General features: G+C 42.4%; 10 protein-coding genes, 3 tRNA genes and 1 pseudogene. 9 read left to right on the top strand and 5 right to left on the bottom strand.

All coding sequences use genetic code 11. From position 1 onward, the window contains the following. Positions 1-6: 6 nt before the first annotated feature. From H4I94_RS08800 to H4I94_RS08785, 4 genes are all read left to right on the top strand, one after another. Positions 7-82 (top strand) — tRNA-Val (locus H4I94_RS08800). A 13-nt stretch (positions 83-95) separates the two neighbouring features. Then, positions 96-172: transfer RNA gene (locus H4I94_RS08795), tRNA-Asp, on the top strand. Positions 173-259: 87 nt separating this feature from the next. Next, a tRNA-Val gene (locus H4I94_RS08790) sits at positions 260-335 on the top strand. 74 nt (positions 336-409) lie between these two features. Further along, a complete protein-coding gene (locus H4I94_RS08785) occupies positions 410-871 on the top strand; it encodes a DUF2750 domain-containing protein (RefSeq protein ID WP_092818778.1) in 462 nt (153 codons plus the stop codon). 2 nt (positions 872-873) lie between these two features. Here H4I94_RS08785 and H4I94_RS08780 read toward each other — a convergent pair whose 3' ends face one another. The 4 genes from H4I94_RS08780 to yccS all read right to left on the bottom strand — a co-directional run bounded on the left by H4I94_RS08780 (position 874) and on the right by yccS (position 7,386). After that, a complete protein-coding gene (locus H4I94_RS08780) occupies positions 874-1,656 on the bottom strand; it encodes a YdcF family protein (RefSeq protein WP_261182832.1) in 783 nt (260 codons plus the stop codon). 104 nt (positions 1,657-1,760) lie between these two features. Beyond that, entirely contained in the window at positions 1,761-4,397 is a 2,637-nt protein-coding gene (locus H4I94_RS08775; protein ID WP_261182831.1) for a sulfite reductase flavoprotein subunit alpha, read from the bottom strand. Positions 4,398-4,565: 168 nt separating this feature from the next. Beyond that, entirely contained in the window at positions 4,566-5,126 is a 561-nt protein-coding gene (locus tag H4I94_RS08770) for a YcxB family protein (RefSeq protein WP_092818775.1), read from the bottom strand. Positions 5,127-5,211: 85 nt separating this feature from the next. Then, on the bottom strand, positions 5,212-7,386 hold the full coding sequence (yccS, locus tag H4I94_RS08765) for a YccS family putative transporter (protein WP_092818774.1): 2,175 nt from the start codon (positions 7,384-7,386) through the stop codon (positions 5,212-5,214). A gap of 135 nt (positions 7,387-7,521) precedes the next feature. On the opposite strand from yccS, the gene H4I94_RS08760 reads away from it, so the two are divergent. Beyond that, positions 7,522-8,739 carry a multidrug effflux MFS transporter gene (locus H4I94_RS08760; protein ID WP_261182830.1) on the top strand — a complete coding sequence of 406 codons (1,218 nt, stop codon included), beginning with the start codon at positions 7,522-7,524 and terminating at the stop codon, positions 8,737-8,739. Between the two features lie 123 nt (positions 8,740-8,862). Here H4I94_RS08760 and H4I94_RS08755 read toward each other — a convergent pair. Further along, positions 8,863-8,997, bottom strand: a pseudogene (locus tag H4I94_RS08755) (nitroreductase family protein); the annotation flags it as partial. A 394-nt stretch (positions 8,998-9,391) separates the two neighbouring features. Between H4I94_RS08755 and H4I94_RS08750 the strand changes: the two are divergent. The 4 genes from H4I94_RS08750 to H4I94_RS08735 all read left to right on the top strand — a co-directional run bounded on the left by H4I94_RS08750 (position 9,392) and on the right by H4I94_RS08735 (position 13,392). Next, positions 9,392-10,675, top strand: a complete 1,284-nt coding sequence (locus H4I94_RS08750; protein ID WP_261182829.1) for a DcaP family trimeric outer membrane transporter — start codon at positions 9,392-9,394, stop codon at positions 10,673-10,675. A 319-nt stretch (positions 10,676-10,994) separates the two neighbouring features. Next, positions 10,995-11,987, top strand: a complete 993-nt coding sequence (locus H4I94_RS08745; RefSeq protein ID WP_092818771.1) for a patatin-like phospholipase family protein — start codon at positions 10,995-10,997, stop codon at positions 11,985-11,987. Between the two features lie 318 nt (positions 11,988-12,305). Next, positions 12,306-12,503 (top strand): hypothetical protein, encoded by a 198-nt coding sequence (locus H4I94_RS08740; protein WP_261182828.1) that lies wholly within the window; start codon positions 12,306-12,308, stop codon positions 12,501-12,503. Between the two features lie 367 nt (positions 12,504-12,870). Then, positions 12,871-13,392 carry an acyl-CoA thioesterase gene (locus tag H4I94_RS08735; RefSeq protein WP_092818769.1) on the top strand — a complete coding sequence of 174 codons (522 nt, stop codon included), beginning with the start codon at positions 12,871-12,873 and terminating at the stop codon, positions 13,390-13,392. The last annotated feature ends 122 nt before the right edge of the window (positions 13,393-13,514 follow it).

Below are 13,514 nucleotides of genomic sequence, written 5' to 3'. Positions count from 1 at the left end.
CTTTAAGGGCGCTTAGCTCAGTTGGTAGAGCGTCTGCCTTACAAGCAGAATGTCGGCGGTTCGATCCCGTCAGCGCCCACCATATCTTTTGCGAAGCAGCGGTAGTTCAGTTGGTTAGAATACCGGCCTGTCACGCCGGGGGTCGCGGGTTCGAGTCCCGTCCGCTGCGCCATTTTCTAGATTCCTTGACTGGGAAATGTAATTCAAGCAAGATTTCTTCTTGCGTCATAAAAATAGCAGTGCTATTTTTATTCCTCAAGGGCGCTTAGCTCAGTTGGTAGAGCGTCTGCCTTACAAGCAGAATGTCGGCGGTTCGATCCCGTCAGCGCCCACCATATATTCTCCTTGATCAAATTCTATTTTTCTCCTAAAATCTTTAGTTAATAATAATTTTAACTATTGAAAAATCATGAGAAATCCATATCAACGCAAGGCTGCGTCCAAAAACCAAAATAATAGCTATAACGCGCAAGAGATTTACAAACAATTTGTTGAAACGATTGTAGGCCAAGGTTATGTTCATGCCCTGTATGAAGATGGCTGGGCATTATGTGCAACGCCTACCGGTCAGCGTGCATTTGCCATCTGGCAAAGCAAAGGCTTGGCAAAATTGCTGGTGAAAGACAATTGGGCAAATTATCACGTTGAGGATATTTCACTTAAAGATTTTGTTGAAAAAGTCATTCCTTTTTTACGTCAGGAAAGTACCTGTGTATCGATGGATTTAACGCCAGAAGGGCAAAATGTGCTGGTGGCGCCAGAAAAATTATTATTGGATATTAAAAATTATTTGTATCAGATTTACCTGCAAAAACCTGAATTGTTTAAAGATGAAAAACTGCCTTTACCCCGTAGCATTCGTTTGAACTGATTTTAGTATTCCTGTAAAAACCAGCCACTGATAAAGGCAAAATATTCGCGTAACCAGGAGTTATAGCGAATATAGAGCGGTGTTGGGGCATTGAGGGTAATAATCTGTTGGTAATCTTGATGTTTTGCAATGGCTTTGGCACGTAAAATATGAAAGTCACTGGTGACAATGACAACAGGCTGCTTTAGAGAAATATGCTGCTGTGCCAGCAAAGGCTGCACATTACGCAGATTTTCTGCAGTACTGGTACTTTTAGCTTCTAATAGAATACGTGATGGGTCAATATGATGCTGTTGCTGCAGATATTCAGACATCACGGTTGCTTCAGAAATCTGTTCTTTAAATCCCAGACCTCCGGTCACGACCAGCAGGGCTTCCGGGTAACGTTTGGCATAAGCAGCTCCAACGTCCAAACGCTGCTTTAAGGTGGGAGAGGGTCGGCCATTTTCAATGCCGCTGCCCAGTATAATCACGGCAGAAGCGGGCTGAACAGCATTGGACTGCTGAATGCTATATTGCAGGTAACTGAAAAATATCACTAATGTGCTGATCCAGAGAAAAAATCCCGCCCATGCGTAGCGCCATAAGGTCTGTCTTAACGGGGTGAGCTGAATAAAGTTGTGGATCCGGTTAAAAAACAGGGCATAGAGCATCAGTCCTGTACCGATGATCAATGGAAGAATAATGCCGAGATGAATTTTATCCAAAGCGAGTAACCATAAGCTATCGAGAGTCAATAGACTGCCAATGATAAAACTCAGGCGACGTTTGATACTGCTGGACATAGAATGACTCTGGGCGAATGTTGTTGCTAGTTTAAACAAATTGGATACTTTACGTATAAAAAAACCGGGTTCTGAGATCCGGTTTTTTTTATTGACTTCAAGAATTAGTAGACATCACGGCGATAACGTCCATCCTGGCGTAGCTGATCAACTACAGCTTCACCCAGAATGTCGCTTAATGCCTGATCGACATCGCTGGCCATACCGTTGATGCTACCGCAAACGTAAATCACTGCACCCTTGTCAAGCCATGCTTTTAGCTCTTGTGCCTGTTCACGCAATTTATGATGCACATAGACTTTTTCCGCCTGATCACGCGAGAAGGCCAAATCCAGGCGTTGCAGCATGCCGGTCGTTTGCCAGGCTTCAATCGTGCTTTGATAGAAGAAGTCATGTTCACGCTGGCGTTCACCAAAGATCAGCCAGTTTTGCGTATAGTCCTGACGGGTACGTGCATGTAGCAGACTCATCAATCCGGCAAGACCGGTACCGTTACCAATACAAATGATAGGGCGGTTGTCATCAATCAGGTGGAAAGCTTCATTGTTACGGATACGCAGCGCAATCTCGCTATTTAATGGGGCATGCAGAGTCAGCCAGCCTGAACCCAGACCCAATTGACCCTGAGCATTGGACTGTTGGCGCACCACTAAACGCAAAACTTGCTGTGAAGGAATGCTGGCAATGGAATATTCACGTGAAGGCAGCGTTGGAAGTTGCTCCAGTAAATGATCCATATTGGCAAAAGGTTCAACTTCAACGCTTAAATCTTTATTCCATAAGGCCTGTTCAATATTGATCTTTAACGAATCTACACGGGTATTCGGCTGAATTTGATGCTGCTGCATAAACAGGGCAATACGTTCAGCACTGTTACCGGGTTGAATCTCGGCGATATCACCGGCTTGCCAGCTTACTTCATGATCCGGTTTTAACTCGATATTAAAGGCCGGTGCACCGAGGCTGTTCGGGTTGAGCAGATCACGTTGGGTTAAGGTCCAGCGATCAAAGGTTTTTTCGATATTCATGGCTTGTAACTCAAGTTGAGTCACATTGGCTAAAGCGCTATTCCATGCCTGAATCTGCTCTTGATTGGCATTATCCACTTCAATGATATTAAACAGCTGCTGGGCACCATTCTGTTTTAACCAGTCATCAATTGCATGACCGAAATGACAGAAAGTGTCGGCATATTCACGGGAACCCAAGGCCAATACTGCATAGTGCAGATGGCTTAAATCCGTTTGCTTGCTCAGTATTTTTTTGACAAAGCCCGAGGCTAAGTCAGGTGCTTCACCGGTACCGTAAGTACTGGCTACAAATAAAACCTGTTCGGTATTTTTTAAATCATCCAGACTTAAATGTTGTACAGATTTCACGCTGGCAGGCTGATGCGCCTGTTGCAGGCTGGTGGCTGTACGCCATGCCAGCTGTTCTGCCATGCCGGTTTGTGAGGCATAGACAATCAGCCAGGGTTTTGCATTGGCATCAATATTAACTGCAGTTAAGCCCTGACGTGCAGCTTGAGTCTGTTTCTTTTGTTTGCGACGTTTCAGATAAAGCATCCAGCCAGTGACAAAGAACAATGGCATGCTAAGAGCAGCCAGCATGGCCAGAAACTGGTAAACCGGACCAAAGAAGCTACCCCGGTGCACCGGCAGCATGCTGCTCATGATTTTTTCGTTGAGTTTTTTATCTTCGTAAAGTTCCATTTCTTTGATGGTGGATGCTTGATAGTCAAATGTGGCTTTGTTGCGTGCGCGTTCATGCTGGGGAATGGCATCGACAAAGCTAATTTCAAGTTCACCATTGGCTTTTTTCGGGATATTCAGGGTAATGCTTGAATACTCACGGCCTACTTGAGCATTAAAGCCGTTCCAGCTTTGACTCAGAGCCAGATTGATCTGTTCCGGGCTTAAACCTTTTTTCTCGCGGTTTTCACCGCGCTGAGGTTCACCGGCTTTTTCAGGGTTGCCTGTAGCTGCATTACGCATTGCTTCATTTGGACCCTCACGGTTGCCGCGCGCTTCACCACCTTTTGGCGCTTCAGCTTCACCCTTGGCTTGCGGCTGTTCAACACCCATCACGGTATACAAGCCGCTACGCCACCAGCCATAAGACCAGGTTAGGCCGGTACATGCGATAATCAGGAAGAAAATCACCACCCAGGTACCCACTACAGCATGTAAGTCCCAAAGGAAATTACGACCTTTCAGTTGTGGCTTGAGCATGAACCACTGTTTAAAAGAATGTTTTTTCGGCCAACGTAGATATAAACCACTGAGTACAAAAAAGATCAGCATCAGGGTACAGGCCCCGGTGATCTGCTTGCCGACCGGCCCGATGGTTAAATTACGATGCAACTGCTCGATAAACTTGAAAAATTCTCGTCCTTTAATCTCCGGTAACACTTCGGCTGTATAAGGATTAATCATCATGGTATAGCCCTTGCGTGCACCTTCCTTGACAATATTAATGCTTGAAGATGCGGTCGGGTCTTTGGCCACGGTGATGCTGTTAATTTTCATGTCCGGATCAGTTTTTTGAAAATGCTGATACAGTTCGGCAGGGGTTAATTTATCTTGTTTTTCAACCTGGACGGTATAGCTAGCCGGATTGAGCCATTTCTGGATGGGCTGTTCATATGAATAAATGGCACCGGTCACCCCCATAAGAGAGAGGATTAACCCGGCAGTAATACCAAGAAACCAGTGAATCTGGAAAAAGATTTTTTTTAACATAGCCGAAAAAAGAGGGTGAGAAACTGAATTAAACTGAATTATAACTGAACTTTTCCAAAATGATATCGATTTTGTAGGTAATATTTATTCTCATTATCATTTAATTTTGTCGGAATTAAAAACCCCCAGTCTGGAGGTTTTTATTTAAGGGTCTAGCTAGAGTTCGCGTTAAATCTGTTTTGCTTCGCCCACAGTTTCAGTCAAGTGCTTGCGAATGGTATTGAAAGAAAAATTCTTGGAATCCATACGCTTTGGCAAGATATAGGCACCTTGCTGACCTTTGACCTTGAAGTTAATCAACATGAAGTCAGGGGTATTGTACCACTCATAAATATCTTTCCAGCCAATTGCACCGACACCTTCCTGTGCACCCATTTGCTGGCGCATCACGATACCGTGAGGCTGTACGCCCAAACGGATGCCTTTAATTTCCTGCACCGGAAATTCATTCATCTTGCGTTTTACATACCATTCCAGACCGAATTTACGGATGAGGAAATATGCAAGCACACAGACCAAAGCCACCCAGCAGAAAATAGTGGAATAGTTTTTCAGCAAGATGATCCCGACAATGGAAAGTAGGGTCACAGCTGCCATGATGATCCAGGCTTTGGTGCCGATTTTATTGGTGCTACGCCAGATGGCAAGTTGAGCTTGACGTTGTTCAGCCTCGGAAATTTCATAGTTCACAGGCTGCAGGGTATAAGCGTATAAATTTTTCGCGGTCATAATAAAAATAACAAATTTAGAACTGTAAAAAGTTTAGCATTATTTATACCAATTCAGTGAGTATATTGTTCCAAAATCATCCTATTTATAATGAGGCGAGTTCGGTGGCTTTTTCATCACGGTCATGGCTCAAGCTTTGCTTTAAACGACTGAGTTGATTCAGAATACTGAGCATCAACGATAATTGCTGCAAAACAATCAGCGATTTTTGATCATCTTCATTATTTTGGCTTAAGCGTTGGCGTATGGTATTCAGCATATTCTGTGCCGTCAGGTCAGGTACTTCATCATTTAACAGTGCCCCACGAATATCCTCTAAAGCCTTGTTCAATAACTGTAGAACTTCCTGATCTGCAATTTTTTCACGATGTGCGCCCAGTGCAGCAATATAGCTGAGCAGGGTGTGATTCAAGCACAAGAATTCAAAGGCCTGGCTTTTTTGCGTCGGATCAAAATCAGGTTCTGTGGCCAGGGTGGAAATCAGTGAGGCCACATCTGCATCGTTATTATGTGCAGCACGACGCACCACACGATATTTCAAACCGTTATTACGCCCATTTTTGTACTGTTCAATGACTTCGGCCAAATATTCACATTGAGCGGTGAGTGAGCGTCGGATTGTGCGGGGTAAACGACGGAATTTCCAGTCCGGAAAGATAAAACTCACCCCAAACCAGGCCAAGGCACAGCCAATCAAGGTATCAATCATGCGCGGAAGGGCTGCGGCAAAACCCATTCCATCGAGGTTAAAATTGATTAACGCCAAAATGGTGATAAAAGCGGTGGCCTGGGCATATTGCTTACTGCGTAATTCAAAGAACAGTACCCCGCTTAAAATCAGTAGCAATAATTGACCTTCGATCGAAGGGATAAAATACAGAATGGCATAACCGAGAATAATGCCGACCAAGGTTCCGACAATCCGTAGGCGTAGGCGGCGTTTGGTGGCGTTAAAGTTGGGCTGGCTGACAAAAAGAGCGGTCAGTAAAATCCAGTAGCCATATTCAATATTGGTCACTTGAACAAAAATATAGCCAATAAGCAAGACGATGGACACACGAATTGCATGTCTAAACAGCACCGACTCTGGGGTTAAATGCTGCTTGATCCGAATCACAATATCATCCCAGCCTTTTAAGTCATCATCTTTCAGCTGGTTTTCAATATGCTTGCTTTTATCGAACTTGATATGCCGTTCTGTTTCTACGTTGCGAAGTTGCGCATCAATCGACTTTAAGTTTTGATACAGGGAAAATAAGGCATTGACCCACACCTGATCGTATTGCTGTTCGGCGCGCAATTTCTCTAGAGACAGCTTTAAATTGGCAAAGGCATGTTTAAAGCGTTTGTTATGCTGATAGGTTTCACGATTTAAAATACTGGAACTCAAGTCTTTACAGGCTTTGCCCTGAATCGAGAGAATGCGTTGAAAGCGAAATAAAATGTCACTATGTTCAAAAATCTTGACCAGTTTTTGATAATCAATATGCGCTGAATCTGCACGTTCATGAATATCCTGAGCCACAAAATAGTATTGCAGGCTGCGACGGGTATCTTTCTGTCCACGGTCGCCTTTTAAACGGGTTAACAGGGCCGTTTTCATCTCGTTGAAAATACCGACCAGCTTGCCATTTTCCAAAGACAGCTCAATCATGCTTTGCTGATAACTGTCTGGCGTCATGTCGACATCAAACAGGTTCGATTTGGCAAACAGGAAGTCACCCAGTGATGAATAGCATTGGGACAGTTTGTCCTGAACCTGGCGAACCGGAAATAACAGAAAACTGATGGTGGAAAGCAGGCCATACCACATCGCACCGGCAACCAGCAGTCCAGCCTGCATATACCATTGATCAAACAGCCCAACCCCCAGCATTGAATAGACCGAAATGACCAGACAGCCATAGGAAATGGTCGCATAACGACGTCCTAATGAGCCGAGCAGAATCCAGCCAATGCAGGACACAATCAGCCCTATGGCAAACAAAACAGGATAAGGAAATAAAAAATAAATCGAGGCGGCAGTAATAAAGAAGCCGATGTAAGTATAAATCAGGTTCATGATCCGCACTGAAAAGCGGTCATCAATATCGCTTAAACCGGCAGCAACTACGCCTAAGGTCAGCGGAATGGTGGCTAACTGCTGTCCCATAACATAAGGCACAAAGGCGGTACCTGCAAATGCAATAATCATGCGCAGGTTATACATAAATGTCGTGTTGTAAGTCGCTTGTTTAAGACGCGTAAGCCAAGATTTCAAGTTATGTCCTAATCACTAAAGGAGGTATGCCTCAGGAAGTGAAATTATGTGAAATTTCACTCTCAATCCTTAAAATAATACTATGTACAGTGTAAGCTTGTCTTTAAAGCGCCCATTTAAAAATTGAATATAGATATGTCTGTACAGCAATCTACACGGCAGTATTCCACAACATGGATTATGCTGCTGGCATTATTGACCTCACTAGGTCCACTTTCTATTGATATGTACCTGCCAGCCTTGCCGCAAATGGCACAGGATTTTGGCGTCAGTACGCAAATGGTGGCCAATACTTTACCAGCTTATTTTTTGGGACTGGCTTTAGGACAGCTGATCTATGGTCCTTTAAGCGACCGGATTGGGCGCAAAACGCCACTGTATTTTGGTTTAACCCTGTATGTGGTTGCAAGCCTGCTGTGTATTTTTGCGGTCAACGAATGGAGCTTAATTGCTGCACGGATTTTACAGGCGGTCGGAGGCTGTGTAGGGGTCGTCATTGCCCGGGCTGCCATTCGTGACCGTCTGGATATGCAGGCATCTGCGCAGGCTTTTGCCAGCATGATGATTGTGATGGGGATTGCACCGGTTATCGCACCCAGTTTAGGGGCAGTGGTATTGAAGTTCTTTGCCTGGCAGGTAGTCTTTGGGTTTCTGATGCTGATCGGGTTGATCTGTTTAGTCTGTGTACACTTTTTCTTTAAAGAAAGTCTGCCGGCTGAACGCCGTTTAAAGCTGAACGTCGCCCAGATTATCCAGCTGTACGGCAGTATTTTTAAAGACCCGAGTTTTAAATGGCCAATGCTGGCCGGCTGTTTTTCTGGCGGCATTTTATTCTGTTATATCAGTTCATCTGCTGCTGTATTGATGGATGATTATGGATTAACGCAACAGCAATTTGCTTATGCCTTTGGCCTGAATGCTTTTGGTATCATGTTGCTATCCACCCTAAATAAAAAGCTTGGCCATCAATTTTCAGTTCTGAACCGACTGAAAATAGGGAGCGTCATTCAGTTGCTTGGAGCCTCGATTTTATTCAGCGCAGGCTTAATTGGGCATAGCCCATTATGGGTGGTATTGATTGGCATGTTCTGGGCAGTGGCAGGAATTGGTTTTACCGGACCGAATGCGATGGCTTTAGCCATGGCGGAACAGGGTGCGCAAGCGGGAACAGCCAGTGCCATTATGGGGAGTATGCAGTTTGCCTGTGGTTTGCTCGGCGGCGTGATTTTGAATTTCCTGGTTTGGAATTCTCTGCTCAATATGGGAGTGCTGATGCTGATCTTCGTGGGCGTTACTTTGCTTTGTATTCTGCAACTCAGCAGACAATTGCAGAATAGACGTTTAAATACCTAAAACCAATATATAAAAAGAGACCTTTAAGCTTATTCGTGCTAAAGGTCTGTTTGAATTAAAACTGTTTATTTGTTCATAAACGCGGCGATATCCATTTTTCTGGGCATCTTCAGGAAAAGGTTTTCCTGAAGGTGCCCGGCTTGCTACGGTTAAAATATCTTTAATGATTTGCGGATCAACCGTCCGGCTCAAAAAAGCCCGTACTGAATGGCGAGAAGTAATGGCATCATTCACATGCTGAGCAAGTTGCAAATTCATAAAAAATTCTTTTGAAATGAGTTTTTTAGTGCGGTTTTAGTTTATACATTAGTCGAATGTCTGCTTGTTCAGCTTGAGGTGGAATTTTTCTAAGTCTAAGAATATTCACATTATTTTTTATTGCATCTAAAAATAAGATTATTTTTCAGTCAATGTTCGGGAAAACTGATTTTAATAAAATTTGAAAATTGTTAGATTTGCCATGACAGGTAAGTTTTTACATGTTGCAATTTTATAATATTTTTAAGTTTTTTTACTGTACTCATAAGCTGAAAATGCGAGGGTTTTTTAAGCTTTTTAATTTTTTGAAGGAAAATTTTTCATAGATTTATTGGGTTTTTAAAAATCACAAAATGCATGGATGCGAATATTTAACAAATCGGAGATTTTAAGAATGAGTCAATTACGTAACGGTAAATTTATGGCTAAAGGTTTGGCATTGGCAGTTACAGCGGTAATGGCAAGCACTACCTATGCAGGCACAGCTGAACAGAAACAGATTCAGGACTTACGTAAAGAAGTAGAAGCATTAAAATCTTTAATTCAACAACAACAGCAAGTACAACAACAGCAACAAACTCAAATTGAGCAAGTCAAAGCCCAGCCTGTACAACTTGCTGCTGCACCTGCAGCAAAACCTGAATCCGCATTAACCGGCTTCAAATCCAAAGCTGGTGCCAGTGTAAACCTGTACGGTTTTGTCCGTGGTGATGCCAACTACATTATTGAAGGTGCAGATAACGATTTCAATAATACGCATACTAGTAAGGGTGAAGCACAAGACAAATTACGTGCGACAGCAAAAACGACTCGTTTAGGCTTGGATTTTAATACACCTGTGGGTGATGCAAAAGTCGGCGGTAAGGTAGAAGTTGACTTTGCCAGTGCAACTGAAAACTTGCGTATCCGTCATGCTTATTTAACCTATAATGACTGGTTATTCGGTCAAACGACTTCGAACTTCCTGTCAAGTCATGCGCCAGAAATGATTGACTTTAATACAAATATTGGTGGTGGTACAGCGCGTGTTCCACAAGTACGTTATGGTCTTAAACTTGCACCCCAAACTCAGTTGCTGGTTTCTGCTGAAGAAGGGGACAGCGCAGGTCCAACGGCAGACATCAAATATCGCTTACCGAATTTAACTGCTAAGTTAACTCAAGGTTTCGCAGATGGTAAAGGTTCAGTATCTGCACGTGCTTTGGTTGAAAATTATAAATCAACAGCAGCTGATGATGACGAAACCGGCTGGGGTATCGCTGCAGGGGTTAACTATCAAGTTGCCGCTCCATTAAAAGTGTCTGCCGATGTTTCGCATGTGGTGGGTAATAGCAACTATTTATATGGCAGCAATTCAGCTTATGTTGTAGATGCGGTGAATAACAGCGTTGAGCAGAATGAGTTTAATGCGGTTCAAGTCGGTGCAACCTATAAGATTTTACCTAACTTGCGTTCAACTTTGGCCTATGGCGCATTGTTTGCTGATGACGGTAGTGATTATGCACGACTCAATACGACAGCGAATGAAAAAGTACAACAAGCGTGGATTAACTTTATCTATTCTCCAGCAGCTCCAATTGATTTAGGTGTGGAATATATCAATGGTAAGCGTGAAACTTTTGCTGGCGAGTCATATAAAGATAACCGTGTCGGTTTGATGGCTAGATATAATTTCTAATTCAAAACTTAGCATAGAAAAAGAGGCGACTGGTTCGCCTCTTTTTTATTTGAAAAATTATTTTTAATCTCCAGTTTATATTCAGGTAATCTAATTTATATGATCGTCGTCCGTCCTGACCCTACAGGTAAAATCTGGCTATGAAAAAAAAGCTCAAAAGGTGAGATAATATAAAGATGAGATGGCAAATGTATGAATAAGGTTTTTAAAAAGCTGAAATAGCGTGATCATCACATTACGAATTACTACAGTTTTTCAAAGATCCAGTTCTTAAACTATCTGCTTTTTGCGAACAGCTTTATTTATCTTTAGGTGGTTCATGAGCAATATCAAATTTAGTTTTATTGTTTTGGCAGTAGTGGGATTGGGCGGATGTCAAACGGTTGCCCAACCTAAGCTTACTGTTGGTTCGACAGGACTATCTGAGCCACCTGCTGCAGATGCTCAAGTCCGGACAGAGCGTATTAATTTTAAAAAACTCAAACAGCAGGAAAACCGTCCTATTGTTGCTTTGGTACTGGGCAGTGGTGGTGCCCGTGGCTATGCTCATATCGGGGTCATTCAGGTCCTGGAAAAGCAGGGTATACACCCCGATCTGATTGTAGGCACCAGTGCGGGCAGTATAGTGGGTTCCATTTATGCCAGTGGCAAAACGGCAGAAGAACTGCGTGATATTGCTTTAAGCATGAAAGCCAACGATGTGCGTGATATCAAGCTGGATATGAAAGGCTTTTTTGACGGTCAGAAGGTTGAAAATTACGTCAATCAGCAAGTCAACAATACGCCTCTGGAGTCGCTAAGAATCCCGATGTACGTGGTCGCAACGGAATTGAAAGAAGGCAAAAAAGTCGTCTTTAACTATGGCAATACCGGGCAGGCGGTACGTGCTTCCGTGTCTATTCCAAGCATGTTTATTCCCACCCGGATTGGGACGGATGAATATGTGGATGGCGGTCTGGTGAGTCCGGTGCCTGTAGGCGTGGCACGTGATTTGGGTGCGGATATTATTATTGCCGTGGATATTCTTGCACAACCCATGCATACCGAAACCACGAATGTGTGGGGAATGTTCAATCAGAATATCAATATCATGCAGAGCCGTTTAGCTGAAGAAGAGTTAAAGCATGCAGATATTGTGATTCAGCCGGATTTAAGGGAAAAAGGGCATATATTTGATGTGAAAGGCCGAGCAATGACCATGCAAGCCGGTGTGGATGCAGCACAAAATCAATTAAATACCATTACCACCTTGTTGAAACAGAAGCATTATCCATTCGGCCATAGCATTCAACAATTAAGTGCACAAGATTAGGCACTTCAATCAATGGCAATGATGAAATTGAATTTCTAAAAGTCTCAGATTCATCATTGCACTGCTGTTATGTTTTAGTCTGTTTTCACATGGGTTTTGATGAGTTCTTTCTTAAAACTCATGTAATTCTATTATAAAGACAAACTAATTAATTGAAATTATTCAATAAAATAAACTAAGTGACTAAAGCTTTCATACGATATGAGTTTTATATTAATGTTTTTTGTTCAATGATTTAAGTTTACCGGTAAATAAAAACGCTCTACACTCGATGTTGTCGAAATAGTCATAAAAACATATTTTTGTAAGGATGATTAAATGCAGAGCAACAGTATGAAAATAGAAAAGTTTATCCTAGGCCAAAAAGTCAAAATGGCAAGTATGGGAAATCTGGTATTTACCGTCATTGCAGAAAATACCGATGGTACCTATTGTGTTGAGACCCAAATTGACCAGCAAAATGTGTTGAGCTACGGCAATATCTCTAAAGAAATGCTGCGTGATGTCACTGCCTGATCTTATCTGAATGCATTTATTGAATCTGTCTGAGATGACAGGTTAACAATGGCAGCTATGCTCAAATGGATTAAACTTTTGTTTTATCCTTGCCTATTCAGACCATGACCACAATATATGTATTTAAAATACCTGGCCATATTTTTGTAATCTAATTTTTAGAACAAATATTCTATTAAAATCAGTCTATAAGAAAAATGCTTATATGTCAGTGAGTTGATCATTTTGATATATATTTTTTTGAATGATGGCAAAATTACTATAAATAATAATGATGGGTTTATTGGCAATTTCGACATTTTATTGCCCAGAAAAACGATATAATCTTTCCTTATACTATTGTCTGTAAAAGAATCTAGAGAACGCGATGTCCCCATTAGATCAAATTGCTCCAGCATTAGATGATCAGTCTGAACTAACCATGACAGTTTTAATGACTCCTGATATGGCAAATTTTTCAGGAAATGTGCATGGTGGAACAATTTTAAAATTACTGGATCAGGTTGCATACGCATGTGCTAGCCGTTATTCAGGCAGTTATGTGGTGACTTTATCGGTGGATAAAGTAAATTTTAAAGAACCGATTCATGTTGGTGAACTCGTGACTTTTCTTGCCAGTGTCAACCATGTCGGTCGTACCTCAATGGAAATCGGGATTCGTGTTGAAGCGCAGAACATTCAAAAACGTACCGTACGTCATACCAATAGTTGTTATTTCACTATGGTCGCCGTGGATGAAAATGGTAAACCGAAACAGATTCCGCCATTAAATCTGGACAATGACTGGAAACGTTGCCGTTTTGAGGCGGCTGAACATCGTAAAGTGGCGCGCTTGCAAGAAAGCCATCATCCTTCATGCAGTATTTATAAAAAAACCTCGCAATGCTAATAGCTATTGAATGAAAAGGGCCGCTTTGAAGCGGTCCTTTTTTTGATTTTAAAGAAAAGATCAGCCCTATACAGGAAGCCAAAATTAGCCTAATATAAAACGATACGTATCGTTTCGTTTTG

The sequence above is a fragment of the Acinetobacter sp. T_3_1 genome, from assembly GCF_025377055.1.
Taxonomy (GTDB): domain Bacteria; phylum Pseudomonadota; class Gammaproteobacteria; order Pseudomonadales; family Moraxellaceae; genus Acinetobacter; species Acinetobacter kookii.
Note: the sequence above shows the minus strand (reverse complement) of the source record. Positions and strands in the feature narration are given on the sequence as shown.